Origin of the sequence: Stenotrophomonas indicatrix (assembly GCF_050573115.1) — a bacterium.
Classification (GTDB): domain Bacteria; phylum Pseudomonadota; class Gammaproteobacteria; order Xanthomonadales; family Xanthomonadaceae; genus Stenotrophomonas; species Stenotrophomonas lactitubi_A.
In genome coordinates, this window is record NZ_JBNYZT010000001.1 from 90,179 (window position 1) to 114,622 (window position 24,444).

At 67.8% G+C, this 24,444-nt stretch carries 25 protein-coding genes; 24 read left to right on the plus strand and 1 reads right to left on the minus strand.

Translation table 11 applies throughout. The features are described from left to right. Positions 1-44: 44 nt before the first annotated feature. The 8 genes from ACQ5SA_RS00450 to thrC all read left to right on the plus strand — a co-directional run bounded on the left by ACQ5SA_RS00450 (position 45) and on the right by thrC (position 8,863). Positions 45-482 carry a YeeE/YedE family protein gene (locus tag ACQ5SA_RS00450; protein ID WP_499312005.1) on the plus strand — a complete coding sequence of 146 codons (438 nt, stop codon included), beginning with the start codon at positions 45-47 and terminating at the stop codon, positions 480-482. Next, positions 479-892, plus strand: a complete 414-nt coding sequence (locus tag ACQ5SA_RS00455; protein ID WP_499312007.1) for a DUF6691 family protein — start codon at positions 479-481, stop codon at positions 890-892. Before ACQ5SA_RS00450 ends, ACQ5SA_RS00455 begins: the two co-directional genes overlap by 4 nt. 63 nt (positions 893-955) lie before the next feature. Then, positions 956-2,008: a linear amide C-N hydrolase gene (locus tag ACQ5SA_RS00460; protein WP_499312009.1), complete on the plus strand. Its 1,053-nt coding sequence runs from the start codon at positions 956-958 to the stop codon at positions 2,006-2,008. Positions 2,009-2,050: 42 nt separating this feature from the next. Beyond that, the gene (locus tag ACQ5SA_RS00465) at positions 2,051-2,749 is read left to right on the plus strand and encodes a helix-turn-helix domain-containing protein (protein ID WP_499312011.1); all 699 of its coding nucleotides are present in this window, start codon (positions 2,051-2,053) and stop codon (positions 2,747-2,749) included. A gap of 70 nt (positions 2,750-2,819) precedes the next feature. Next, a complete protein-coding gene (locus tag ACQ5SA_RS00470; RefSeq protein ID WP_499312013.1) occupies positions 2,820-3,770 on the plus strand; it encodes a DMT family transporter in 951 nt (316 codons plus the stop codon). 361 nt (positions 3,771-4,131) lie between these two features. Next, a complete protein-coding gene (gene thrA, locus ACQ5SA_RS00475; RefSeq protein WP_499312014.1) occupies positions 4,132-6,636 on the plus strand; it encodes a bifunctional aspartate kinase/homoserine dehydrogenase I in 2,505 nt (834 codons plus the stop codon). After that, positions 6,633-7,547 (plus strand): homoserine kinase, encoded by a 915-nt coding sequence (locus ACQ5SA_RS00480; RefSeq protein WP_230111762.1) that lies wholly within the window; start codon positions 6,633-6,635, stop codon positions 7,545-7,547. The genes thrA and ACQ5SA_RS00480 overlap by 4 nt, the downstream gene beginning before the upstream one ends. Before the next feature lie 29 nt (positions 7,548-7,576). Continuing rightward, positions 7,577-8,863 carry a threonine synthase gene (gene thrC, locus ACQ5SA_RS00485; RefSeq protein WP_499312016.1) on the plus strand — a complete coding sequence of 429 codons (1,287 nt, stop codon included), beginning with the start codon at positions 7,577-7,579 and terminating at the stop codon, positions 8,861-8,863. A gap of 101 nt (positions 8,864-8,964) precedes the next feature. Here thrC and ACQ5SA_RS00490 read toward each other — a convergent pair whose 3' ends face one another. Then, positions 8,965-9,717 carry a Crp/Fnr family transcriptional regulator gene (locus ACQ5SA_RS00490; RefSeq protein ID WP_230111758.1) on the minus strand — a complete coding sequence of 251 codons (753 nt, stop codon included), beginning with the start codon at positions 9,715-9,717 and terminating at the stop codon, positions 8,965-8,967. Positions 9,718-9,856: 139 nt separating this feature from the next. On the opposite strand from ACQ5SA_RS00490, the gene hisS reads away from it, so the two are divergent. The 16 genes from hisS to ACQ5SA_RS00570 all read left to right on the plus strand — a co-directional run bounded on the left by hisS (position 9,857) and on the right by ACQ5SA_RS00570 (position 24,339). Continuing rightward, positions 9,857-11,254: a histidine--tRNA ligase gene (gene hisS, locus ACQ5SA_RS00495; RefSeq protein ID WP_499312018.1), complete on the plus strand. Its 1,398-nt coding sequence runs from the start codon at positions 9,857-9,859 to the stop codon at positions 11,252-11,254. Between the two features lie 23 nt (positions 11,255-11,277). Further along, positions 11,278-11,547, plus strand: a complete 270-nt coding sequence (locus ACQ5SA_RS00500; RefSeq protein WP_353101382.1) for a hypothetical protein — start codon at positions 11,278-11,280, stop codon at positions 11,545-11,547. A gap of 419 nt (positions 11,548-11,966) precedes the next feature. Further along, positions 11,967-12,275 carry a YerC/YecD family TrpR-related protein gene (locus ACQ5SA_RS00505; RefSeq protein ID WP_230111754.1) on the plus strand — a complete coding sequence of 103 codons (309 nt, stop codon included), beginning with the start codon at positions 11,967-11,969 and terminating at the stop codon, positions 12,273-12,275. A 34-nt stretch (positions 12,276-12,309) separates the two neighbouring features. Further along, a complete protein-coding gene (hisG, locus tag ACQ5SA_RS00510) occupies positions 12,310-13,221 on the plus strand; it encodes an ATP phosphoribosyltransferase (RefSeq protein ID WP_499312021.1) in 912 nt (303 codons plus the stop codon). Next, positions 13,218-14,513: a histidinol dehydrogenase gene (hisD, locus tag ACQ5SA_RS00515; protein ID WP_499312023.1), complete on the plus strand. Its 1,296-nt coding sequence runs from the start codon at positions 13,218-13,220 to the stop codon at positions 14,511-14,513. Before hisG ends, hisD begins: the two co-directional genes overlap by 4 nt. Then, positions 14,510-15,604 (plus strand): histidinol-phosphate transaminase, encoded by a 1,095-nt coding sequence (gene hisC, locus ACQ5SA_RS00520; protein WP_499312025.1) that lies wholly within the window; start codon positions 14,510-14,512, stop codon positions 15,602-15,604. The genes hisD and hisC overlap by 4 nt, the downstream gene beginning before the upstream one ends. Next, positions 15,601-16,674: a bifunctional histidinol-phosphatase/imidazoleglycerol-phosphate dehydratase HisB gene (hisB, locus tag ACQ5SA_RS00525; protein WP_499312026.1), complete on the plus strand. Its 1,074-nt coding sequence runs from the start codon at positions 15,601-15,603 to the stop codon at positions 16,672-16,674. The genes hisC and hisB overlap by 4 nt, the downstream gene beginning before the upstream one ends. Beyond that, a complete protein-coding gene (gene hisH, locus ACQ5SA_RS00530) occupies positions 16,671-17,273 on the plus strand; it encodes an imidazole glycerol phosphate synthase subunit HisH (RefSeq protein ID WP_312110295.1) in 603 nt (200 codons plus the stop codon). Before hisB ends, hisH begins: the two co-directional genes overlap by 4 nt. Further along, entirely contained in the window at positions 17,270-18,004 is a 735-nt protein-coding gene (hisA, locus tag ACQ5SA_RS00535) for a 1-(5-phosphoribosyl)-5-[(5-phosphoribosylamino)methylideneamino]imidazole-4-carboxamide isomerase (RefSeq protein WP_499312028.1), read from the plus strand. The genes hisH and hisA overlap by 4 nt, the downstream gene beginning before the upstream one ends. Then, positions 17,998-18,774 (plus strand): imidazole glycerol phosphate synthase subunit HisF, encoded by a 777-nt coding sequence (hisF, locus tag ACQ5SA_RS00540; protein WP_499312029.1) that lies wholly within the window; start codon positions 17,998-18,000, stop codon positions 18,772-18,774. Before hisA ends, hisF begins: the two co-directional genes overlap by 7 nt. Beyond that, entirely contained in the window at positions 18,764-19,384 is a 621-nt protein-coding gene (hisIE, locus tag ACQ5SA_RS00545; protein ID WP_353099059.1) for a bifunctional phosphoribosyl-AMP cyclohydrolase/phosphoribosyl-ATP diphosphatase HisIE, read from the plus strand. Before hisF ends, hisIE begins: the two co-directional genes overlap by 11 nt. A gap of 158 nt (positions 19,385-19,542) precedes the next feature. Then, positions 19,543-21,132, plus strand: coding sequence for a calcineurin-like phosphoesterase C-terminal domain-containing protein (locus ACQ5SA_RS00550; RefSeq protein ID WP_499312031.1), 1,590 nt, complete (start codon positions 19,543-19,545; stop codon positions 21,130-21,132). Between the two features lie 35 nt (positions 21,133-21,167). Then, on the plus strand, positions 21,168-21,452 hold the full coding sequence (locus ACQ5SA_RS00555; protein ID WP_025874818.1) for a hypothetical protein: 285 nt from the start codon (positions 21,168-21,170) through the stop codon (positions 21,450-21,452). A gap of 85 nt (positions 21,453-21,537) precedes the next feature. Continuing rightward, positions 21,538-22,560: a glucokinase gene (locus ACQ5SA_RS00560; RefSeq protein ID WP_499312033.1), complete on the plus strand. Its 1,023-nt coding sequence runs from the start codon at positions 21,538-21,540 to the stop codon at positions 22,558-22,560. A 52-nt stretch (positions 22,561-22,612) separates the two neighbouring features. Next, positions 22,613-23,611 (plus strand): glycosylasparaginase, encoded by a 999-nt coding sequence (locus ACQ5SA_RS00565; protein ID WP_346578635.1) that lies wholly within the window; start codon positions 22,613-22,615, stop codon positions 23,609-23,611. Next, positions 23,608-24,339, plus strand: coding sequence for a copper homeostasis protein CutC (locus tag ACQ5SA_RS00570; RefSeq protein WP_499312035.1), 732 nt, complete (start codon positions 23,608-23,610; stop codon positions 24,337-24,339). Before ACQ5SA_RS00565 ends, ACQ5SA_RS00570 begins: the two co-directional genes overlap by 4 nt. Positions 24,340-24,444: the final 105 nt, after the last annotated feature.

The following is a 24,444-nucleotide window of genomic DNA, read 5'->3' on the forward strand; positions in this document are numbered from 1 at the left end:
AAATTGAAGGGCAAGCCAATGCGCACGATGCAGAGGGGCAGGGCATGAACCTGCCATGGGCGGCAATTGCAGGCGGCGGCCTGATCGGTGCATCGGCAGTGGTGTTGCTGGCCACGCTGGGGCGGGTGGCCGGCATCAGCGGTATCACCGCTGGCGCCGTGGCCACGCCACGCGGAGATCGTGGCTGGCGCTGGGCCTTCCTGCTCGGACTGATGTTTGCTGCTGCGGCGGTGCTGAGTTGGCAGGCGGGCGCAGGACTGTCGCCGCGCGCGTTGTTGCGTGACGCACTGCCGGCCTGGCAATTGATCGGTGCCGGTGTGCTGGTGGGCTTCGGTACGCGGCTGGGCAATGGCTGCACCAGCGGCCACGGTGTCTGTGGCCTCGCTCGTGGTTCACGGCGTTCACTGGTGGCGGTGCTGGTATTCATGGCCAGCGCGATGGTCACCACGTTCCTGGTGCGCCACGGCGGAGGCCTGTCATGAGCCGCAGCTTGTGGGCCGCAGGCGCGGCCGGTGGCCTGTTCGGCGCCGGCCTCGCGCTGGCCGGCATGACCGACCCGCGTCGCGTGCTGGGTTTCCTCGATGTGGCCGGCGACTTCGATCCCACGTTGGCCTGGGTACTGGCGTCGGCGCTGCTGGTCAGTGCACTGGGTCAGTTCTGGCTGCGGCGGTGGCAACGCCCATGCTGCGCCGAGCGCTTCCAGCTGCCGACGGCGCAGGTGGTCGACAGGCGCTTGCTGCTGGGAGCGGCAGTGTTCGGCATCGGCTGGGGCTGGGTCGGCTACTGCCCTGGGCCCGCGCTGGCCGCGTTGGCGGTAGGCGCGCGCGAAGCCCTCTGGTTCGTGCCGGCGATGGCGGCTGGTTTCTGGCTGCATGACCGCTGGCTGCGCTGAGGTTTCACGTTTGCCTCACCGGTGCAGGGTTCAGATCACTTTTCCCGGGGAACGGAGCGCGACATGGCACGGATGAAGTGGAACGGCAGCGCGTTGTTGGCGGCGGCACTGGCGACGGCGGCGATGCCGGCGATGGCCTGCACGCGCGCGGTGTATCTGGGCGACAACGGCGATGTCATCACCGCCCGCTCGATGGACTGGAAAGTGGACGTGGCCACCAATCTCTACGTGTTGCCGCGTGGCATTGCCCGCACCGGAAAGGCCGGGCCGGCGTCGATCGCGTGGACGGCGCGCTACGGCAGCGTGGTGGCCACCGGCTATGACATCTCCACTACCGATGGCATGAACGAGAAGGGCCTGGTCGCCAACCTGCTGTGGCTGGTCGAGTCGGAATACCCGGCTCAGCGCAGCGGCAAGCCCGGCCTGTCGATCTCGTTGTGGGCGCAGTACGTGCTGGACAATTTCGCCACGGTGGAAGAGGCCGTGACCGCCCTGCAGCGCGAGCCGTATTCGATCGTCACCGACAAGGTGCCTGGCGAAGACCGCCAAGCGACGCTGCATCTGTCGCTGTCCGATGCCAGCGGTGACAGCGCGATCGTCGAGTACATCGGCGGACGCCAGGTGATCCACCACGATCGCCGCTACCAGGTGATGACCAATTCGCCGATCTTCGACCAGCAGTTGGCGTTGAACAGCTACTGGCAGCAGATCGGTGGCACGGTGATGCTGCCAGGCACCAACCGTTCGGCCGACCGCTTCGCGCGCGCGTCGTTCTACATCAATGCGATTCCGAAAGCGGAAGATCCGGTGGAGGCGCTGGCCAGTGTGTTCAGCGTGATCCGCAACGTGTCGGTGCCGTTCGGCATCACCACGCCGGGCGAGCCCAACATTTCGTCCACCCGCTGGCGCACGGTCGCCGACCACAAGCGGCGCCTGTACTTCTTCGAGTCGGCGCTGACACCGAACACCTTCTGGGTCGACCTGACCAAGGTCGATTTCGGCGGCAAGGTGCTCAAGCTCGATCTTGGCCGAGACCAGCGCAATACGTTCGCCGGCGATGCACTGGGTCATTTCGTGCCCAGCGCACCGTTCACCTTCCTCGGCGTGGAGGGTTAGCGCAACATTGCGGCCCGGCAGCGGCGCGCGCACACTGGGCGAATGGGCGCCATTTTCCATCTACGGCACTACGGTCAGGCCACCGGCCTGGATCGCCATGACTACGCGCAGTGGGTGTTGCCCCTGCAGGGTGAGCTGCAGTTCGAGATGGAGGGCAGGGGCGGGCGTCTTGACCTGTTGCAGGGTGCCTTCGTGGCTGCCGGCGAGGCGCATGACCAGTTGGCCCATGGGCCCAACGGTTTCGTGATTGTCGATTGCGGGCCGGGCGTGCTTGATGACGCGACCCAGGAGCACCTGTGCCGGCAACGCTGGCTGCACCTGCCATTGTCACTGAGGCAGCGGCTTGCCCGGGTGCAGACAGGGCAGCCGGTGCCGGCGCTGCTGCCGGACCTGCTGCATATGTTCGCCCCGGCGGGTAGCGGGGCGCGTCTGCAAGGCCTGTGCGCTGCCGTCGAGGCGATGCCGGGGCAGGGGTGGTCGGTCGCGCGCATGGCCGCCTTCGTAGGCATCAGCGAAAGCCGTCTGCATGCGGTGTTCCGGTGTGAGTTCGGCGTCAGTCCACAGGCCTGGCTCAGTGCCAGCCGCCTGCGTTGGGCCAAGCACCAGTTGCGGGTCAGCCCGGCTTCGATCAGCGACATCGCACTGGCCGCTGGGTATTCCGAACAGAGTGCACTGACCCGTGCGCTGCGCCGCGAATGCGGGCAGACCCCGGCAGCATGGCGGCGGGCGGGCGGCCAGTAGCCTCGGTCAATACGCCGCGCTCTCTGTCGCCTACACTTCGCGGCCTGTGCTCTCCCACCAAGAACCTGTAATGCGCAACAACCCGATTGCTCTGGGCATCGCCAATGGCATTGCCGCCGGTGCGCTGTGGGGCGTGGTCTTCCTCGCGCCTGCCGTGCTGAACACCTTCAACGCACTGCAGCTCTCCGCTGGTCGCTATCTGGTCTATGGCCTGATTGCGGTAGCTCTGTTGCTGCCGCGCTGGAAGCGCTTGGCGCCGAAGCTCGGCCGCGCCGAATGGATCGGCCTGTTGTGGCTGAGCCTGGCCGGCAACCTGGTGTACTTCCTGCTGTTGGCCACGGCGGTGCAGTGGGCCGGTGGCGCCGCTGCTTCGTTGATTGTCGGCCTGATTCCGGTAGTGGTCACCCTGGTGGGAGTACGCGAGCAGGGCGCGGTGCCGTTGAAGCCGCTACTGCCGGCGCTGGGCCTGTGCGTGCTGGGGGTGGCGATGGTGGGCTGGGAAGCGCTGATGTCCGAACACCTGGGCACCCCTTGGCGGCAGCGCCTGATCGGCCTGCTGTGCGCGTTCGGTGCGTTGTTCTCGTGGGCGCTGTATTCCATCGGCAACAGCCGCTGGTTGGCGCGGCGGCCTGATCTCTCCAGCCACGACTGGTCGCTGTTGACCGGCGTCACCACCGGCGGCTTGTCACTGTTGCTGGTGCCGATGGCGTTCATCGGACACGCCGGGTCTCATACGACCGCGCAGTGGGGTGGGTTCTGGGCCATCAGTGCGGGCGTTGCGGTGGTCGCTTCGATCCTTGGCAATGCGTTCTGGAACCGCGCCAGTCGCCTGCTGCCGCTGACCCTGACCGGGCAGATGATCGTGTTCGAAACCCTGTTCGCGCTGCTGTATGCCTTCGCCTGGCAGCGACGTTGGCCAAGCCTGCTGGAACTGCTGGCGATCGTGCTGCTGGTCGGCGGCGTGCTGTTGTGCGCGCATGCGCACCGCACGCCACGCGCGATCACCGAACATGTCGGCTGAATCGACGCATTGAAGCCGACGATCACCGGTTTGTCTCAATTGCAACCAAATGCCGGCACGTTGGCCGATGATCGGGGCAAGGGGATATTGCGCCGCAACACTTGACAGCGGCCATCGCGCCGGTGTTTTCTGTACGCCATGGTCCTTGATGCCGCCAACGCCCGTTTGATCGCCCCCGCTACCGCGGGCCGATCGACTGCGCCGGTCGCCATCACCACCACCATTACCACCACCACCGTCACCACTGCCCTGGTGCGGCCCGTCGTCTTCGTGTAACTCCCGAAAACAACGGCCCCGCACCATCCAGGTGACGGGGAAACTCGACCACCTGCATGCGACGGGGCCTCCAACCGAGGTCTGCATGTCTTCCATTGCCCCCGCCCATTCGCCTGCTGCGTCCGCTCTGGCTGCGCCGTCCACTGTCGTGCACAAGTTCGGTGGCACTTCGGTGGCCGACGCCGAGCGCTATCGCCATGTTGCCGGTCTGCTGCTGGCCCGCCCCGAGTCGTTGCAGGTCAGCGTGGTCTCGGCCATGAAGGGCGTTACCGACGCGCTGATCGAACTGGCGCACCTGGCAGCCCAGGGCGATGCCGGCTGGCAGGAAGCCTGGCATGCACTGCGCGCACGCCATCGCGGTGCCGCGGTAGCGCTGCTGGGTGAGCAGGTGGGCGACACCGTGGACTGGATCGACGCGCGCTTCGACCAGCTGGCCGAGGTGCTGGCCGCACTGGCGGTGATCGGCGAACTGCCGCGCGAAGTGCTCGACCGCGTGCAGGGCCTGGGCGAAGTGTTCTCCGCACAGCTGCTTGGCACCCACCTGCGTGCGCTGGGTGAGGACTGCGCGGTGCTGGATGCGCGCGATGTGCTGGTGGTCGGCCATGGCGAGCTGGGCGTGGATGTCGACTGGGATGCCAGTGCCGGCCGCCTTGCCGCGTGGCGGCTGCAGCATCCGCAGCTGCGCGTGGTCGCCACCGGTTTCGTCGCCCGCGACCGCCAGGATCGCGTCACCACGCTGGGCCGCAACGGCAGCGATTACTCCGGTGCGATCTTTGCCGCGCTGTTCAATGCCGATGAACTGCATATCTGGACCGACGTCGACGGCGTGCTGTCGGCCGACCCGCGGCTGGTGCCGGAGGCCGTGCAGCTGCACGCGCTGAGCTACGACGAGGCCTGCGAACTGGCGTACTTCGGGGCGAAGGTGGTGCATCCGCAGACCATGTCACCGGCAATCCGGCTGGGCCTGCCGATCTTCATCCGCAATACGTTCCACCCCAGCCATCCGGGTACCCGCATCAGCGCCGAGCGCTCGCCACGCGGCCCGGTGAAGGGGCTGACGCTGAGCGCGGATCTGGCCCTGCTGAATCTGGAAGGCACCGGTCTGATCGGCGTGCCGGGTACCGCCGAACGCGTGTTCGCCGCGCTGCGACAGGCGCAGGTCTCGGTGGTGATGATCTCGCAGGGGTCTTCCGAACATTCGATCTGCTGTGTTGTCCGTGCGGGCGAAGCGGCGCGTGGTCGCGATGCCGTGGTGCAGGCGTTCTCGCACGAGCTGGCTGCTGGCCAGGTTCAGCGCGTGCAGGTCAGCGAGGGCGTCAGCGTGCTGGCCGCCGTCGGCGATGGCATGGCGGGCCAGCCGGGCGTGGCCGCACGGCTGTTCGAATCGCTGGGCCGGGCGCAGGTGAACATCCTGGCGATCGCGCAGGGATCGTCCGAGCGCAACATCTCGGTGGCGGTGGCGAGCGCCGATGCCACCCGCGCGCTGCGTGCCGCGCATGCGGGGTTCTGGCTGTCGCCGCAGACGTTCGCGGTGGGCGTGATCGGGCCGGGCAATGTCGGTGCCGCGCTGCTGGACCAGCTGCTGGCCGCGCGCCCGCAGCTGCTGGCCAAGGCCAACGTCGATCTGCGCCTGCGTGCACTTGCATCACGCTCGCGCATGCGCCTTGAGGCCGATGGCCTGCACGAAGACTGGCGCCAAGCGCTGCAGGACGCCGGACAGACCAGCGATCTGGATCACTTCACCGAGCACCTGCTGGCCGCCCACCTGCCGCACGCGGTGGTGATCGACTGCAGTGGCAGCGCCGAGGTTGCCGAGCGCTACGAAGGCTGGCTGGCCGCAGGGATCCATGTGGTGACCCCGAACAAGCAGGCCGGCGCCGGGCCGCTCGCACGCTACCAGCGCATCCGCGCGGCGGCGGCCGCCAGTGGTGCGCGCTTCCGCTACGAGGCCACAGTGGGTGCCGGCCTGCCGGTGATCACCACGCTGCGTGATCTGGTGGATACCGGTGACGAAGTGCTGGCGATCGAAGGTATCTTCTCCGGCACGCTGGCCTGGTTGTTCAATCGCTTCGACGGCAGCCAGCCCTTCTCGGAACTGGTCGCGCAGGCGCGCTCGATGGGCTACACCGAGCCGGATCCGCGCGATGACCTGTCCGGTGTGGACGTCGCGCGCAAGCTGGTGATCCTCGCCCGCGAGGCCGGTCACGCGCTCAGCCTGGAGCAGGTGCAGGTGGAGAGTCTGGTGCCGGCGCTGCTGCGCGAGGGTAGCGTGGACGACTTCATGGGCCGCCTGAGCGAATCGGACGACGCGCTGTCGGCGCGGTTGCATGAGGCCCGCGAGCGCGGTGCAGTGCTGCGCTATGTCGCGCGGCTGGGGCCGGACGGTGCCTCGGTCGGCCTGCAGGAACTGCCGGCCGACCACGCGTTCGCCAACCTGCGGTTGACCGACAACGTGGTGCAGTTCCGTACCCGCCGCTACTGCGACAACCCGCTGGTGGTGCAGGGTCCGGGCGCGGGTCCGGAAGTCACCGCTGCCGGTGTGTTCGCCGATCTGCTGCGGGTGGCGGCCGGCGAAGGAGCGCGGCTGTGATCGCACGCGCCTTCGCGCCCGCATCGGTGGCCAACGTGGCCGTGGGTTTCGACATCCTGGGCCACGCCATCGCCGGTATCGGCGATACGGTAAGCGTGCGCCGCATCGACGAACCACGGGTACGCATCGACGCCATCCGTGGCAGTGCAGTCGAGCTGCCGCTGGAGGCGGCCGGCAACACCGCCGGTGCCGCGCTGATCTCACTGCACGCAGCGTTGGGGCTGGGTTTCGGTTTTGCCATCGAGATCGACAAGGGCATTCCCTTCGGCTCCGGCATGGGCGGATCGGCCGCCTCCTGCGTTGCCGCGCTGGTGGCGGCCAATGCGCTGCTGGATGTGCCGCTGTCGCGCGAAGCGCTGTATCCGTTCGCACTGGATGGCGAAGCGGTGGCCAGCGGTGGCCGCCACGGCGACAACGTCGGGCCGCTGCTGCTGGGCGGCGTGGCGTTGTGCACCGCCGATCGCGTGTTGCCGATTCCGGTACCGGCCGGCTGGCACAGCCTGCTGGTGCATCCGCACGCGGTGCTGGAGACCCGGCGCGCGCGGCAGGCATTGCAGGGCAACTATGCGCTGAGCGAGTTCGTTGCGCAGAGTGCCAACCTGGCACTGGTACTGAGTGGTTGCCATCGCAGTGATGCATCGCTGGTGCGCGCTGGCCTGCGCGACGTGCTGGTCGAACCGCGGCGGGCGGGCCTGATCGTTGGCTTCGACGCGGCGCGTGATGCCGCACTGGCCGCAGGCGCGATGGGCGCAGGCATTTCCGGCGCAGGGCCCAGCGTATTTGCCTGGTTTGAAGATGCCGATCAGGCGCGCGCGGCAGCGGAACCGGTGCGCGCGGCCTTCGCCGCTGCCGGTTTCGACAGCGATGCCTGGGTCTCGCCACTCGATGCACCCGGAGCCCGCTTGTGCTGAATTCTCCCTCTCTACCGGATATCGATCCCATGCAATTCGTTTCGACCCGTGGCCAGTCGCCGGCTGTTGGACTCAGTGCGGCCATCGCCGCCGGTCTTGCTCCTGATGGCGGGCTGTATGTTCCGCAGGCGCTGCCGGCGCCGCGCACGCTACAGGCCGGTGCGAGCCTGGCCGAGACCGCCGCCGACCTGCTCGCGCCGTTCTTCGATGGTGACGTGCTGGCCGATGCCTTGCCATCGATCTGCCGTGAGGCCTTCGATTTCCCCGTGCCATTGCGTGCGCTGGGCAACGGTGATCACGTACTGGAGCTGTTCCATGGGCCGACGGCGGCGTTCAAGGACATCGGTGCGCGTTTCCTGGCCGGTGTGCTGTCGCGGCTGCAGACCGGCAAGGACCGCGATCTGACCATCGTGGTGGCCACCTCCGGTGACACTGGCGCGGCTGTGGCGGCGGCCTTCCATCGGCAGCCCGGTGTACGCGTGGTGGTGCTGTATCCGGATGGGCGGGTGTCACCGCGACAGGCGCATCAGCTCGGCTGCTTCGGCGACAACATCCAGGCGCTGCGGGTGGCGGGCTCGTTCGATGATTGCCAGGCGATGGTGAAGCAAGCGCTGGCCGACCGCGACCTGCAGGCGCAGGTGCCGCTGAGTTCAGCCAACAGCATCAGCCTGGGCCGGCTGCTGCCGCAGATGAGCTATTACGCGCATGCGGCGCTGACCCACCACGCGCAGCATCACCGGCGCTTGAACCTGGTGGTGCCGACCGGAAATCTCGGCAACGCGATGGCGGCGGTGCTGGCACGCGCGCTGGGCGTGCCGATCGGGCAGATCGTGCTGGCAACCAATGCCAACGCGGTGCTGCCTCGATACTTCGGTGGCGATCAGTACCAGCCGGCGGCCAGCATTGCGACCGTGGCCAACGCCATGGATGTCGGCGCCCCCAGCAACTTCGAGCGGCTGCGCTGGCTGTACCAGGGTGACGATGCCGAGTTGCGTGCGGCATTCCGTGCCTTTGCAGTGGATGACGTGACCATCCGCGCGACCATTGCCAGCGCCCATGCCAGTGATGGCGAACTGTTCTGCCCGCACACGGCCACGGCGGTGAAGGTGCTGCAGGACCTGCGCGCGGGCGGCGCCAAGGGCGACTGGGCAGTGGTCGCTACCGCGCACCCGGCCAAGTTCGAGGCGGTGGTGGAGCCGTTGATCGGCGAAGCGGTGGCGGTGCCGCCTGCATTGGAGGCGCTGCTGCAGCGTCCAGCGCATGCCGAGCCACTGGCGGCCGATTACGCGGCGTTGCGTGAGGTGTTGATGCGTTGATCGGAGATCCGGGTGGTTGCCGGCCAGCGGCCGGCACTACCCGTGATGCGTGCTTCTGGTAGTGCCGGCCGCTGGCCGGCAACCCGATACCGATCAGGCGCTCAGCCCTGCACTTCACCGGCCAGACTGCGCAGCGCATCCTCGTCGAGGATCTCGACGACGTTCAGATGGGGCAGGGCGATCAACCCCTGCTGGCGCAGCTTGGTGAAGGTGCGGCTGACCGTTTCCATGGTCAGGCCGAGGTGGTCGGCGATATCGCCGCGGCCCATCGGCAGCGAAACACGCAGGCCATCCCCACCGAGCTTGGCCTCCCGCGCAGCCAGACGGAGCAGGAAATCAGCAAGTTTTTCCGCCGGTTGCAGGCGTGCCAGCGCCAGTGCGGCATCCTGCGCGGCATCCAGTTCCTGGCAGGCGCGTTGCAGCAGCTTGCGCTCGAGGTGCGGATAGCGGGCACGCAGGCCCTTCATCTGCGGCAGGGCAACGCGGCAGACGCGGCTGTCGGCAATCGCCTCGATGTCGTAGCGATGGTGGTCGCTGCCGCTCAGGCCCAGGTAATCGCCGGGCAGCACGAAGCCATTGATCTGGCGGCGGCCATCGGCAAGCGTGCGCACCAGCCGCAACGCGCCACCGGTCAATGTATAGACATGCTGGCGCTCTTCGCCGCTGCGGGCGAGGGTGCTGCCCATCGTCAGCTGCTGCGACACGGTGACCTGTTCCAGCGCCTGTACCTCATCGGGCGACAGCGCAGAGCACACCGCCAGGTGGCGTACCGAGCAGTGCAGGCAGTCCAGCGTGGCGCAGGACGGCGCGGCGGGGTCGTTGGTGGCGGGCGGAGCGCCGGAAGGCCGGGACATGTTGCGTGGGCGTATCGCGGGCGGGGGAGGGCTTTATGATACTTCAAGCGGCCGTTCGACCCCTTATCTGCGGCTGAGCGATGCGGGGCGCTAGAATGTCGCCCCCTCCCACGTCCCCGATTCCGCAGGAGCTCCGCCCGTGATCAAGCCCCGTACCCCGCCCGGCACCCTTGAACTGCTGCCGCGCGAGCAGATTGCGTTCCAGCGCATGCTGGACGTCATCCGCCGCAACTACGAGCGCTTCGGGTTCCTGCCGGTGGAAACGCCGGTGTTCGAGCTGTCCGACGTGCTGCTGACCAAGTCCGGCGGCGAGACCGAGCGCCAGGTGTATTTCGTGCAGTCCACCGGCGCGCTTGCCAACGCCGCCGAGTCCGGTGACCGTTCGCTGCCGGAGATGGCGCTGCGCTTCGACCTGACCGTGCCGCTGGCGCGTTACGTGGCCGAGCACGAACACGAATTGACCTTCCCGTTCCGCCGCTACCAGATGCAGCGCGTGTACCGCGGTGAGCGTGCCCAGCGCGGTCGCTTCCGCGAGTTCTACCAGTGCGACATCGACGTGATCGGCAAGGACAGCCTGAGCGTGCGTTACGACGCCGAAGTGCTGGCGGTCATCCACGCAGTGTTTGCCGAACTGCGCATTGGTGACTTCAGCATCCAGTTGAACAACCGCAAGCTGCTGCGCGGCTTCTTCGAAAGCCTGGGTGTTGCCGAGGGCGAGCGCCAGCTGGCGGTGCTGCGCGAAGTGGACAAGCTGGACAAGCGTGGCCCCGACTACGTGCGCGAGACGCTGGTGGGCGAGGGCTTCGGTATTCCGGCCGAACAGGTCGAGAAGATTCTTGCCTTCGTTGCCGTGCGTTCGCAGGGCCATGCCGATGCGCTGGCGCAGCTGGCGGCACTGGAAGCTGGTGCCGGTTCGTCGGAGATCCTGCGTGCCGGCGTGGCCGAGCTGCGCGAAGTGCTGCAGCTGGTGCAGGCACTGGGCGTGCCGGAAACCGCGTATTGCCTGAACTTCTCCATCGCACGTGGCTTGGATTACTACACCGGCACCGTGTACGAGACCACGTTGACCGACCACCCGCAGATCGGTTCGATCTGTTCCGGTGGCCGTTATGAAGACCTGGCGAGCCACTACAGCAAGTCCAAGCTGCCGGGCGTGGGCATTTCCATCGGCCTGTCGCGCCTGTTCTGGCAGTTGCGCGAAGCCGGCCTGATCGAGGGCATCGAGTCCAGCAGCGTGCAGGCGCTGGTGGCGCTGATGGACGAGCAGGGCATGCCGCAGTCGCTGGACATCGCCCGTCGCCTGCGTGCTGGTGGCATCAACACCGAAGTGCAGATGGAGCCGAAGAAGATCGGCAAGCAGTTCCAGTACGCGGCCAAAGCGGGTATCCGTTTCGTGGTGCTGGCTGGCGAGGACGAACTGGCGCGCGGCGTGGTGGCGGTGAAGGACCTGCTGCGCGAGCAGCAGTTCGAGATCTCGCGCGACGAACTGGCCAGCACCCTGCAGGTAGAGCTGGAGCAGTCGCGGGTCATGGCGTGAAGCCCGCCGCCGCAGGGGCGCTGATGCTGCTCCTGCTGGCGGGCTGCCAGAGCGATCCAGCGCTGCGCAGCACCCGGATCGGCCCGGCGCAGTACCAGCTGGTGGTTGATCGCTGCCATGTGATCGACCGGGCGCAGCTTGAGCGGGATCTGCAGGTCCTGGCTGCGCGGGCGTGCCGCGGCCGGGCCGGGGCGCTGCAGAACCTGCAGTCCCATCCGAGCCGGCAGGGCAGCCTGTTCGGCGAATGCCTGCGGCGCGGCGCGCTGCAGGCGGAGGTCCACTGCCAGCCCTGAGCGTCGCCAGCGTATTGATTTCAAAGTAGAACGCCCACCTTTGGTGGGCGTTCTGCGTTTCCGGAGAACAGCAGTCGACCATGGCTCGATTCGACAAAAGCCGGTTCCGATCAGCTTTCCAGCGAGATCCAGCAGATCGCAGCCAGCTGTCGAAGGCGGGGAGGGTCCGGTGGCAGGGGTGTGAGCGGCATGGATGCCGCGACCAAGCCCCCATGGACGGGTTTACGGCGCCCCCTGCCACCGGACCCTCCCCGTCATCCCGCGGAATGCAGGCTCTTGCTGCTGTTGCACTGGCTCTTGCTTCTGCGGGTGCAGGGCGGGAGCCCTGCCGCAACCTCCCCCAACCCTCGATTTGACGCACTGCGCAAGAATGCGTTAATGTACTAACACGCTATTACATTGATGCAAGAGCCCTGCCCGTGAAAGCCCGCCCCGACATCGCCGCCAAAGACTCCACCGCTGATCTGGACGCCCTGGCCCAGGCCTTTGCCGCCCTGCGCGAGCCGGAACAGGTGGTCGCCTTCCTGCGTGACCTGTGCACGCCGGCTGAGCTGGAAGCCATGGCCGACCGCTGGAAGGTAGTGCCGCTGCTGCAGCAGGGCGTGCCATACCGCGAGATCCACGAGCGCACCGGCGTCAGCGTGACCACCACCGGACGGGTGGCACGCACGCTCGAGCATGGCCATCGAGGCTATGCCGCCGCCGTCGACCGCCTTGCTTCGCGCTGATCCGCGCCCCGTTCCGAACTTCGAGACCTCCCCCATGAGTGCAACCCAGGCAGCGCCGGCGCGAGACCGGCTGCGTATCGCCATACAGAAGAGTGGCCGGCTGGCCGAGCCCGCCCGCAACCTGCTCAGCGCCTGTGGCCTGAGTTGGCGCGAGAGCCGCGACAAGCTGTTCTGCTACGGCGAGTCGCTGCCGGTGGACCTGTTGCTGGTGCGCGACGACGACATCCCCGGCCTGATCGCCGATGGCGTCTGCGACCTCGGCATCGTCGGCCGCAACGAACTGGACGAGCAGGCCGCTGCGCGTCGCCAGATCGGCCTGCCGGATACCTACCACGCGCTGCGTGGGCTGGGCTTCGGCCAGTGCCGGTTGATGCTGGCGGTGCCGGAAGAGTGGCGATGGCAGGGGCCGGCACAGCTGGCCGGTACCCGTATCGCCACCAGCTACCCGGCCATCCTCAAGCAGTGGCTGGCCGCGCAGGGTGTGGATGCGCAGGTGGTGGAGCTGTCCGGTTCGGTGGAGATCGCGCCGCGCCTGGGCACCGCCGACCTGATCTGTGACCTGGTCTCCAGCGGCGCCACCCTGCGTGCCAACCAGCTCACCCCGGTGCACAACCTGCTCGACAGTGAGGCCGTGCTGGCCGGTGCGGTGCGCGTTCCCGATGATGCGCGCGGCGCCCTGCGCAGCATGCTGCTGCGTCGTCTGGACGGTGTGGTGCAGCGCCAGGACCGCAAGCTGCTGATGTTCCGTGCCAGCGAGGACCGCGTGGATGCGCTGGCGCAACTGCTGGCCGATGCCGAACCGTTGGTGCGTTTGCCTGCCGATGGCGGTGCGTTGCGCCTGCAGACCATGTGCCCCGGTCCGTTGACCTGGCAGCGCATGGAAGAACTGGAGCGCGCCGGCGCCCAGGGCCTGATGGTATTGAGCGTGGAGCGGTCGCTGGCATGAATCGTCTGATCTGGTCGCAACTTGATGAGGCCGCGCGCAGCGCGGCGCTGACCCGCCCGGTGCAGACCGTGGCGCAGCAGACCCGTGATGCGGTGGCAACGCTGATCGCGCAGGTACGCACGCAGGGCGATGCCGCGTTGCGCGCGATCACCGCGCGCTTCGATGGCGTGGACCTGCAGGATTTCGAAGTTTCCGACAGCGAGTTCGCTGCCGCCGAAACCGCCGTACCGGCCGCGCTGCGCCAGGCCATGGTCGAAGCGGCCGAGCGCATCACCCGCTTCCACAAGGCCGGGATGGGCCAAGGCTATGCAGTGGAAACCGCGCCGGGTGTGGTCTGCGAGCGCATGCTGCGGCCGATCGGCCGGGTTGGCCTGTATGTACCGGCCGGCAGTGCGCCATTGCCGTCCACCGCGCTGATGTTGGGCGTGCCGGCGCAGTTGGCCGGTTGCCCACAGGTAGTGCTGTGCACACCGCCACGTGCGGACGGTACGGCCGATCCGGCGGTGCTGGTGGCCGCGCGCCTGACCGGCGTGCAACGTGTGTTCAAGCTGGGCGGTGCGCAGGCGATCGCAGCGATGGCCTATGGCACCGCCAGCATCCCGGCGAGCGACAAGCTGTTCGGGCCGGGCAACAGTTTCGTCACCGAGGCCAAGCAGCAGGTGGCGCAGGACGGCGCCGCTGCCATCGACATGCCGGCCGGTCCGTCGGAAGTGCTGGTGATTGCCGATGCCGGCGCCAATCCGGCCTTCGTCGCCGCCGATCTGCTGTCGCAGGCCGAGCATGGCCCGGATTCGCAGGTACTGCTGCTGACCGATGACGCGGCGATGCTGGCTGCCGTCGAGGCTGAAGTTGAACGCCAGGTAGCCCTGCTGTCGCGTCAGGACATCGCCCGCCAGGCGCTGTCGGCGTCGCAGCTGATCCTGGTGGAGTCACTGCTGGATGCGTTTGCGATCAGCAACCGCTACGCCCCCGAACACCTGATCCTGGCCCTGCGTGAACCGCGCGACTGGCTGGGCGAGGTGCAGGCGGCCGGTTCGGTGTTCCTCGGCGACTACACGCCGGAAGCACTGGGCGATTACTGCAGCGGCACCAACCACGTGCTGCCGACCGCCGGTGCCGCGCGTGCCTACAGCGGTGTCAGCGTGGCCAGTTTCCAGAACCTGATCAGCGTGCAGAGCGCCAGTGCCGCCGGCTTGGCCGCGATCGGTGGCTGCGCGCGCATCATCGCCCGCGCCGAAGGGCTGGATGCGCACGAACGTGCGGTCGCCCTGCGCATGGAGGTGGCCGCATGAGCGCGGACATCGACGGCGTGCTGGCCCTGGTACGGCCAGACCTGCAGGCCTTTGCCGGCTACAGTTCGGCGCGCAGCAGCGCTGTGCAGGGTGAGGTGTGGTTGAACGCGAATGAATCGGCGTGGGCCAATCCGGCCGACGCCACGGGTGGTAGCCGCCGCTACCCGGAGCCGCAGCCAGGTGCGCTGCGTGAAGCGCTGGCGTCGCTGTACGGCGTGCAGCCGCAACAGCTGCTGGTAGGCCGTGGCAGCGACGAAGCGATCGATCTGCTGGTGCGCGCCCTGTGCGTGCCCGGTCGCGATGGCGTGCTGGTGACGCCGCCGGTGTTCGGCATGTACGCGGTCTGCGCGCGCCTGCAGGGTGCGTCGTTGATTGAAGTGCCGCTCATTGACGATGGCGAGGGCCTGCGCACGGACCCGGATGCGGTGATTGCCGCTGCGAAGGGGCAGGGCGCCACGCTCGTTTTCCTGTGCGCGCCGTCCAATCCTGCCGGCAGCGATATCGCACTGTCGGAAATTGAGCGCGTAGCCGTTGCCCTGCGTGGGCAGGCGCTGGTGGTGGTGGATGAGGCCTATGTCGAGTATGCGCAGCGCGCATCGGCGACCACGCTGCTTGCCGCACACGCCAACCTGGCGGTGCTGCGCACGTTGTCGAAGGCACATGCGTTGGCGGCCGCACGTATCGGCACCCTGATCGCCGCACCGGAACTGATTGCCGTGCTGCGTCGCTGCCAAGCGCCGTACCCGGTGCCGACGCCGTGCGCTGAACTGGCGGTGCAGGCACTGCAGCCGGCCGCGCTGGCACGCACCGCCGAACGCGTGGCGACGGTCATTGCCGAGCGCGAGCGCTTGGGCAAAGCGCTGGTGGGCCTGCCTGGCGTCCTTCGGGTGTACGCATCGGCCGGCAACTACCTGCTGGTCCGCTTCGCCGATGCGCAGGCTGCGTTCGACGCGCTGCTTGCTGCCGGCGTGGTGGTGCGCGACCAGCGTGCTGCGCCGCAGCTGGACGATGCGCTGCGTATCAGCATCGGCAGCCCGGAAGAGAACGACCGCGTGCTTGCGGCGCTGTCGGCACGGAGGGCTGCGGCATGACGCCCATCCTGTTCATCGACCGCGACGGCACTCTCATCGAGGAGCCGGCGGATTTCCAGATCGATGCCTACGAGAAGCTGCGCTTCGTGCCACAGGTGATCCCGGCGCTGCTGAAACTGCGCGATGCCGGCTACCAGTTCGTGATCGTCACCAACCAGGACGGCCTGGGTAGCGAAAACTATCCGCGCGCGAGCTTCGATGGCCCGAACGACCTGATGCTGCAGATCTTCGAAAGCCAGGGTATCGTCTTCCGTGATGTGCTGGTCGACGCCAGTTGGCCGCACGAGAATGCGCCGACCCGCAAGCCCGGCATCGGCCTGATGACCGCCTACCTGCAGGATCGCAGCATCGACTGGGCGCGCTCTGGTATGGTCGGCGACCGCATCACCGACCTGCAGTTCGCCGACAACCTCAACATCCGTGGCTTCCAGCTGCGCACTGAACAGTTTGGCGGCGAGTGGGACTGGCCCGGCATCGCCCACGCTCTGGCCGATGCGCCGCGTACGGCGCTGGTCCAGCGCAATACCAAGGAAACGAAGATCCGTGTCGAACTGGATCTGGATCGCGCCGGCGATGCGCACATCCACACCGGCCTGCCATTCTTCGACCACATGCTGGAACAGATCGGCAAGCACGGTGGCTTCGCGCTGGACATCCGCGCCGAGGGCGACCTGCACATCGATGAACACCACACCATCGAAGACACCGGTCTGGCGCTGGGCCAAGCCCTGCGCGAAGCACTGGGGGACAAGCGCGGCATCGGCCGTTACGGTTTCACCCTGCCGATGGATGAAACCCTGGCCAGCGCTGCGCTGGATTTCAGTGGCCGCCCGTATTTCGTATTCGACGGCGAGTTCAAGCGCGAGCGTGTGGGCGACATGCCGACCGAGCTGGTCCCGCACTTCTTCCGCTCGCTGTGCGATGCCAGCGGCCTGAACCTCAACCTGCAGGTGCGTGGCGACAACGACCACCACAAGGTCGAGGCCTGCTTCAAGGCATTGGCACGTGCGTTGCGGCCTGCGCTTGCACGGCAGGGCACCGCCTTGCCGACCACCAAGGGGGCGCTGTGAGCGAGGTCGTGCTGATCGATGCCGGCGGCGCCAATCTGGGTTCGGTGCGCTACGCACTGGAACGGCTCGGTGCCACGGTGCGCCTGGTCCGCGACCCCGCTGGCCTGGCCGGCGCGCAACGGGTGATCCTGCCCGGCGTGGGTGCGGCCGGCCCCGGCATGCAGCGATTGCATGCGCAGGGACTGGTCGAGCCGCTGCGCCAGCTGCAGGTGCCGCTGATGGGCATCTGCCTGGGCATGCAGCTGTTGTTCGATCGCTCCGAGGAAGCCGGCGTGGATACGCTTGGATTGATCCCCGGGGTGGTGCGCAAGCTGGTGCCGGCCTGTGGCATCCGTGTGCCGCACATGGGCTGGAACCGACTGCTGCCGTTGCGTCCGTCGTTGCTGCTGCAGGGGGTTCCCGAGCGTGCCAGTGCGTACTTCGTGCACAGCTACGCCGCGCCGCTGAACAGTCATACCGTTGCCGCCTGCGACCACGGTGGCCTGTTCACCGCCGTGGTCGAGCAGGGCCGCTACTTCGGCGCCCAGTTCCATCCCGAGCGGTCCGGCGATACCGGCTCGCTGATGTTGCGCAATTTCCTTGAGGGCACCGCTGCATGAGTTTCATCGTCTATCCCGCGCTGGATATCCGTGATGGCCGCGTCGTGCGGCTGCGTCAGGGCGACTACGCGCAGGAAACCCACTATGGTGACGACCCGTTGCCGCGTGCGCAGGCGTTCGCCGCGCAGGGCGCACAGTGGATGCACCTGGTCGACCTGGATGCTGCACGTGCCGGTGGCTATACGCTGGCGCCGCTGTTGGCGGCGATCCGTGCGCAGACCCCGCTGCAGGTGCAGACCGGTGGCGGCGTGCGTGGCCGCGACGACGTGGCGCGCATCCTCGATGCCGGCGCCAGCCGCGTGGTGATCGGGTCATTGGCGGTGCGCGAGCCGGAGCAGGTGATCGGCTGGCTGGCCGAGTTCGGCCCGGAGCGGCTGACCATCGCCCTCGATGCACGCCAGGACGCGCAGGGGCAGTGGCAGTTGCCGGTACATGGCTGGACCGAAAACGCGGGGGTGACCCTGGATGCCCTGGCCGAACGCTACGCACAGGCGGGCATGCGCCATCTGCTGTGCACCGACATCGCCCGCGACGGCATGCTGGCCGGCCCCAACATCAGCCTGTATCAGCACCTCGCAGCATTGCTGCCCGGCGTGGCCGTCCAGGCGTCGGGCGGTATCCGTGATGTGGCCGATGTGGCTGCAGCACAGGCTGCCGGTTGTGGTGGTGCGGTTCTCGGCAAGGCTCTGCTGGAACAGCGGATGGACCTGGCGGAGGCGCTGGCATGCTGAGCCGCCGCATCATCCCCTGCCTGGACGTACGCAATGGCCGCGTGGTCAAGGGCGTGCGCTTCCGCGACCACGTCGACATGGGGGACATCGCCGAACTGGCCCAGCGCTATCGCGACCAGGGCGCCGACGAGCTGGTGTTCTATGACATCGGCGCCAGCCCGGAGGCACGGTCGGTGGACGTGGCCTGGATCGAACGCATCGCGCGCCTGATTGATATCCCGTTCTGCGTGGCCGGTGGCATCGACAGCGTGGAGACGGCGCGTCGCGTGCTGTTCGCTGGTGCGGACAAGATATCGATCAACTCGCCCGCGCTGGGCCGCCCGGAACTGATCACCGAACTGGCTGAAGAATTCGGCGTGCAGTGCGTGGTGGTGGGTGTCGACTCGGTGCGCGAGGAAGATGGCCAGTGGCGTGTGCGCCGATTCAGTGGCGACCCGGACAAGACCCAGGCGGTGCCGCTGCGCACGCTGGACTGGATCGTCGAGGCGCAGCGCCGGGGTGCCGGCGAGATCGTGCTGAACTGCATGGACAGCGATGGCGTGCGCCGAGGCTATGACGTGGAGCAGCTGCGACAGGCGCGTGCGCTGTGCCAGGTGCCACTCATCGCTTCCGGTGGTGCGGGTGCCATGGAGCACTTCGCCCAGGCCTTTGACCAGGCCGACGTTGACGGTGCGCTGGCGGCCAGCGTGTTCCACAGTGGCGCCATCGCCATTGCCGACTTGAAGCGCTACCTGCGCGAGCAGCAGATCGAGGTACGAGATGTCTATTGATGTGCGGCCGTCGCCGCAGGCGCTGGAAACGCTGGACTGGGACAAAGGTGATGGGCTGTTGCCGGCCGTGGTGCAGGATGCCGACACCCTGCAGGTACTGATGCTGGGTTACGTCAGCGCCGAGTCGCTGGCAGCGACGCTGGCGATCGGCCACATGACCTTCTTCAGCCGCAGCAAGCAGCGTCTTTGGACCAAGGGCGAGCAGTCCGGCAATGTGCTGGCGGTGCAGTCGATCAGCGTGGATTGCGATGCCGATACGCTGCTGGTGCTGGCACGACCGGCAGGCCCGACCTGCCACACCGGGGCAGAGAGCTGCTTCGATGGTGCGCCGAAGGACTTCCTCGGTGGCCTGGACCAGCTGGTCGCCGTGCGTGAGGCGCTGCGTCCTTCCGGCAGCTATACGACATCCCTGTTCGAGGGCGGCATCCGTCGCATCGCGCAGAAGGTGGGCGAGGAAGGCGTGGAGACGGCACTGGCCGGGGTGGCACAGGACGATGATGCACTGCTCGGAGAGGCCTCGGACCTGCTGTACCACCTGCTGGTGTTGCTGCGCGCGCGCGGGCTGTCGCTGGAAGATGCCCGCGACGTGCTGGAAAAGCGCCATCGTTGATGTGCGGTAGTGCCAGCCGCTGGCCGGCAACCCGGCTGGTTGCCGACGACCATGAGGTTGCCGGCCAGCGGCCGGCACTACCGGAAAGGCGGCAACGCGTGCGCGATGTCATCGGCGGAATCTACAATAGGCGGTCTCTTTTCCCCGGACCCGCCCCCATGAAACTGCCTGCCGCCTGGCTGTGCTGCCTGTTGCTGACCTCGCCGGCCTGGGCCGCGGACACCGTGGTCAGCGGCAAGGTGTATCTGGAGCGTGACGCCAAGCCAGGCCGCGGTGCGACCGATCCGGGTCTGGCCGGCGTGCAGGTGTCCAATGGCGAAACCATCGTCAAGACCGCTGCCGACGGCAGCTACAGCCTGCCGGTGCGTGACGGCCAGACGGTCTTCGTCATCAAGCCCGATGCCTATACGTTTCCGAAGGCCGCCGACGGCCTGCCGTCGTTCTGGCGGCACTACCGGCCGAACGGTTCGCCGACGCTGAAGTACGGCGGCATCGCGGCCACCAGTGATGTTGCCCGCAACTGGGACTTCGCCCTGCAGAACGACCGGCATGACAGCCGCCGCGGCTTCCAGATGCTGATGTTCACCGATTCGCAGACCGCCAGCCTGCAGGACATCGGCTACTACCAGCAGTCGATTGTGGCGCCGCTGGTTGGGCAGACCAAGGCGCGCCTGGGTACCACGCTCGGTGACATCGTCAACGATGATCTGACCCTGTATCCGGCGATCAACAAGGTCACCACCGAGCTCGGTGTGCCGTGGTTCCACGTGCCCGGCAACCACGATCTGGACTTCGACGCGGCCAATGACGCGCATTCGCTGGACAGCTGGCGCAACATCTACGGCCCCGATACCTATGCGGTGGAAGAGGGCGGCGCCAGCTTCGTGTTCCTCGACGACGTGGTGTACGACCCCAATGCCAAGCCGAAGTATGTCGGTGGCCTGCGCGAGGATCAGTTCGCCTTCCTGGCTGCGTATCTGAAGGGCCTGCACAAGGACCGCCTGCTGGTGCTGGGCATGCACATCCCGCTGTTCGATGCGGCACCGGGGCGCGAGACCTTCCGCCATGCCGACCGCCAGCGACTGTTCGACCTGCTGAAGGACTTCCGCAACGTGCTGGTGCTCAGCGGCCACAGCCACACACAGCAGCACGTCTACCACGGCAAGGCCGACGGCTGGCAGGGCGCCAGGCCGCTGCACGAGTACAACGTTGGTGCCAACTGCGGTGCATTCTGGTCGGGCGTGAAGAATGTCGCCGGCGTGCCGGACAGCACCATGAGCGATGGCACGCCGAAGGGCTATGCACTGCTGGACGTGGCCGGCAATGGCAGCTACCGCCTGCAGTACCGCGTGGCCGGTGCGGCAGCCAGCGAGCAGATCGGCCTGCATGCGCCGAAGGTGCTGCGCAAGGGCGCGTACCCGGCATGGGGCATCTACGCCAACGTCTACATGGGCGAGGACGCCAGCGTGGTCGAGTACCGCGTCGATGGCGGCGCCTGGCAGCCGATGAAGCAGGTCAGCCAACCTGATCCGCGGCTGCTGGTGGAGAACGTCGCCGACGATCTGGCCGCCACCTTGCGCGGCTACGACCGTTCGCCGGAAGCCACTGCCTCGCCGCACCTGTGGCGTGGCGCGTTGCCGACCGATCTGGCCGTGGGCAGCCACAAGGTCGAAGTGCGGTCCACCCAGCCCGATGGCGCGGTGTTCACCGCCAGCACCAGCTACAGCCTGCAGACCGCGCAGCCCTGAGCGCGGGCCACGCTTCCATCACGAAAGGACGCAGCATGGATATCCGCTTCATGGCCGGCACCACGCCGGTCACCCTCAGCCGCCACTGGTTCACCGGCGCGATGATGCTGCAGAGCGCCAGCGAGAAGGTCTGGGTGCAGCACCCGCTGCATCCGGGCACGCACTTCTCGTTCTCGCTGGTACAGTCGTGGCAGCGCCACATCGCCGGCCATGAAGTGCTGGTGGAGCGGACCCGGCCGCTGCTGTTCGCCGGGTTCCGTCCGCAGCGCCTGCGGGTGCTGGTGGATGGCGTGCAGGTGGCCGAGCAGGAAGGCATGTGACTCCGGGTGCCGCTGTCGCCGCGCTAGGCAAAGGCCGGCCGATGCCTGAGAATCGGGACGATTCAATCGATCCAAGCAGGCCAGCGTGAACGTTGCAGCAGCGTCCCCGGTTCCATCCGACTCCGCCCGCAGCGGCGTTCCCCGCAGCCTGGTCGTCGCCGATGTCGGTGGTACCTTCGCCCGTCTGGCGCTGGCGGAGACCGTGCCGGGGCAGGCGCCGCGGCTGGGCAGCTACCGTACCTACGCCTGTGCCGACCACTCCAGCCTGGCGGCGATCCTGGCCGATTTCACCGCCAGCCTCGGCCAGCCGATGGCCAGTGCAGTGGTCGCCATCGCTGGTCTGCTCGACGGCGACACCCTGATCAACGCCAATCTGCCGTGGACGGTGTCGCTGTCGGCGACGCGCCGCGAGTCGGGCCTGCCCGACCTGCAGCTGATCAATGATTTCGAAGCGGTGGCGCTGGCCATTCCCTATCTGCAGGCCGACACGCTGGTGCCGTTGAACGGCGATGCCGATCCGGCCACGACCTTCCCGGCGCTGGTACTGGGGCCGGGAACCGGCCTGGGTGCGGCATTGCGCTTCGCCGATGGCGAGCGCCCGGTGCTGGCCAGCGAGATCGGCCACGCTGCATTGGGCGCTGGCAACGCGCTGGAACTGCACGTGCTGGGCCAGCTGCTGCAGCGCTGGCCGCACGTGGACAACGAACGTGTGCTGTCCGGCAGCGGTCTGATGAATCTGTATCCCTGCCTGTGCGAACTGCGCGGCGTGGCGCCGCAGTGGACCAGCACTGAAGCGCTGATCGCGGCGGCGCGGCAAGGCGACGATGCGCTGGCCGTGGAGACCCTGCAGGTGTTCTGCGCCTGGCTGGGCAGCTTGGCCGGCGACGCGGCGATCGCGGTGGGTGCGCGCTCGGTGTACCTGGCCGGTGGCATTTCCACACATGTGCAGGATTTCCTGGCCGACGGCCGTTTCCGTGAGCGCTTCCTCAACAAGGGCGTGCTGACCGACGTGCTGCGCCAGGTGCCGGTGTGGCGGGTGGAACATGGTCAGCTGGGCGTGCTCGGTGCGGCAGCCTGGCACGCAGCGCGGATCCGCGCGGACGATTGATCGACGCTGCCGGCATCGGGCCGGCGGGCGCAGCATGCAGACGGAGGCGAAGATGGTGGATCGCAGGCAGTTCCTGCAGGCCGGTGCACTGGCCGCAGGCGTGGCAGCGTTGCCGGTGGTGAAGGCGCGTACGCAGGGCGGGGCCAAAGTGGTATCGACCTGGGACTTCGGCGTGCCGGCCAACCAGGCCGCGTGGAAAGTGCTGGCGCAGGGCGGCAGTGCGCTGGATGCGGTGGAAGCCGGTGCGCGCTGGGCCGAAAGCGAACTGTGCAATCCCACCGTCGGCCATTGTGGCAACCCGGACCGCGACGGCGTGCTGAGCCTGGACGCCAGCATCATGGACGGTGATGGCCGCTGCGGCGCGGTCGCTGCGCTGGTCGACATCCTGCATCCGGTGTCGGTGGCGCGCAAAGTGATGGAGAACAGCCCGCACGTGCTGCTGGTGGGCGAGGGCGCCCAGCAGTTCGCCGTGCAGCAGGGCTTCGAGCGGCAGCACCTGCTGACCCCGAAGGCCGAAGCGGCGTGGCGCGAATGGTTGAAGACCGAGAAGTACGCGCCGCAGATCAATGCCGAGCGCCGCGGTCTACCCGGCAACAGCGACAACCACGACACCATCGGCATGCTGGCGCTGGATGCCAAGGGCAATCTGGCCGGTGCCTGCACCACCAGCGGCATGGCCTGGAAACTGCACGGCCGGGTGGGCGACAGTCCGATCATCGGCGCTGGCCTGTACGTGGACAACGAAGTGGGCGCCGCTACGGCCTCGGGTGTAGGCGAAGAGATGATCCGCAACGCGGCCTCGTTCCTGGTGGTCGAGCTGATGCGCCAGGGGCGCTCGCCGGCACAGGCCTGCCGCGAGGCGATCGACCGCGTGGTGCGCAAGCGCCCCGAGGCGAGCAGGACCCTGCAGGTCTGCTTCCTGGCGATGAACAAGCAGGGCGAGGTCGGTGCCTATGCGCTGCATCGCGGCTTCGTCTACGCAGTGTGCGATGCACAGCGCCAGGACGACCTGCGCGACTCGCCGTCGATCTATGCGAGCACGCAGGCGTGAGCGTGCGCCTGACGCTGGAGATCGCCAGCAACTCGGTGGCCTCGGCGTTGGCCGCGCAGGCCGGTGGCGCAGACCGCATCGAACTGTTCGACAATCTCGCTGAGGGCGGCACCACGCCGTCGTTTGCCAGCATCGCCATTGCCCGCGAGCGGCTGCGGATTCCGTTGTTCGTGCTGGTGCGACCACGCCCGGGTGATTTCCAGTACGACGCGCTGGAAACCGAGCTGATGCTGCGTGATATCGCGCAGTGCCGCGCGATGGGCTGCGACGGCGTGGTGATCGGTGCGCTGGATGCGCAGGGCGACATCGACCTGCCGCTGTGCCGGGAACTGGTGCAGGCGGCCGGCCCGCTGCAGGTGACCTTCCATCGCGCGTTCGATGCCGCGCGCGATCTGCCGGCGGCGCTGGAACAGGTAATCGGGCTGGGCTGCCAGCGGGTACTGACCTCCGGCGGCCAGGCCAGCGCCGAAGCCGGTGCCGACGTATTGGCCGCGCTGGTCGCACAGGCGGCCGGCAGGATCAGCGTCATGGCCGGCGCCGGGCTTGGTCCGGGCAACATCGCCGCCGTGGCGCGGCAGACCGGCTGCCTCGAACTTCATGCTTCGGCCAAGGGGCAACGACGTTCGGCCATGCAGTTCCAGAACCCGGCCCTGCGCGGGCTGGACCCGGACTGGAGCCAGACCGACGCGGCGACGGTGACCGCGCTGCGGAAGGCGCTGGACGGCTGAGAGTCGCCCGGGGTCGGATCCCTTCGCAGAAGGGCTCTGACCCCATTGCCGAACTCGCACCCTTTGCCAAAAAGTGACGTTTCTGACATGCGCGGATGGACAGTC

Bases quoted from the DNA above. Each gene is read 5' to 3' on its own strand.
- hisC (WP_499312025.1), top strand. From the start codon at position 14,510: ATGAGCGCGGACATCGACGGCGTGCTGGCCCTGGTACGGCCAGACCTG.
- ACQ5SA_RS00550 (WP_499312031.1), top strand. From the start codon at position 19,543: ATGAAACTGCCTGCCGCCTGGCTGTGCTGCCTGTTGCTGACCTCGCCG.
- hisF (WP_499312029.1), top strand. From the start codon at position 17,998: ATGCTGAGCCGCCGCATCATCCCCTGCCTGGACGTACGCAATGGCCGC.
- ACQ5SA_RS00555 (WP_025874818.1), top strand. From the start codon at position 21,168: ATGGATATCCGCTTCATGGCCGGCACCACGCCGGTCACCCTCAGCCGC.
- ACQ5SA_RS00500 (WP_353101382.1), top strand. From the start codon at position 11,278: ATGCTGCTCCTGCTGGCGGGCTGCCAGAGCGATCCAGCGCTGCGCAGC.
- ACQ5SA_RS00565 (WP_346578635.1), top strand. From the start codon at position 22,613: ATGGTGGATCGCAGGCAGTTCCTGCAGGCCGGTGCACTGGCCGCAGGC.
- ACQ5SA_RS00460 (WP_499312009.1), top strand. From the start codon at position 956: ATGGCACGGATGAAGTGGAACGGCAGCGCGTTGTTGGCGGCGGCACTG.
- ACQ5SA_RS00455 (WP_499312007.1), top strand. From the start codon at position 479: ATGAGCCGCAGCTTGTGGGCCGCAGGCGCGGCCGGTGGCCTGTTCGGC.
- ACQ5SA_RS00470 (WP_499312013.1), top strand. From the start codon at position 2,820: ATGCGCAACAACCCGATTGCTCTGGGCATCGCCAATGGCATTGCCGCC.
- hisB (WP_499312026.1), top strand. From the start codon at position 15,601: ATGACGCCCATCCTGTTCATCGACCGCGACGGCACTCTCATCGAGGAG.
- hisG (WP_499312021.1), top strand. From the start codon at position 12,310: ATGAGTGCAACCCAGGCAGCGCCGGCGCGAGACCGGCTGCGTATCGCC.
- ACQ5SA_RS00450 (WP_499312005.1), top strand. From the start codon at position 45: ATGAACCTGCCATGGGCGGCAATTGCAGGCGGCGGCCTGATCGGTGCA.
- ACQ5SA_RS00465 (WP_499312011.1), top strand. From the start codon at position 2,051: ATGGGCGCCATTTTCCATCTACGGCACTACGGTCAGGCCACCGGCCTG.
- ACQ5SA_RS00490 (WP_230111758.1), bottom strand. From the start codon at position 9,717: ATGTCCCGGCCTTCCGGCGCTCCGCCCGCCACCAACGACCCCGCCGCG.
- thrA (WP_499312014.1), top strand. From the start codon at position 4,132: ATGTCTTCCATTGCCCCCGCCCATTCGCCTGCTGCGTCCGCTCTGGCT.
- hisA (WP_499312028.1), top strand. From the start codon at position 17,270: ATGAGTTTCATCGTCTATCCCGCGCTGGATATCCGTGATGGCCGCGTC.
- thrC (WP_499312016.1), top strand. From the start codon at position 7,577: ATGCAATTCGTTTCGACCCGTGGCCAGTCGCCGGCTGTTGGACTCAGT.
- hisD (WP_499312023.1), top strand. From the start codon at position 13,218: ATGAATCGTCTGATCTGGTCGCAACTTGATGAGGCCGCGCGCAGCGCG.
- hisIE (WP_353099059.1), top strand. From the start codon at position 18,764: ATGTCTATTGATGTGCGGCCGTCGCCGCAGGCGCTGGAAACGCTGGAC.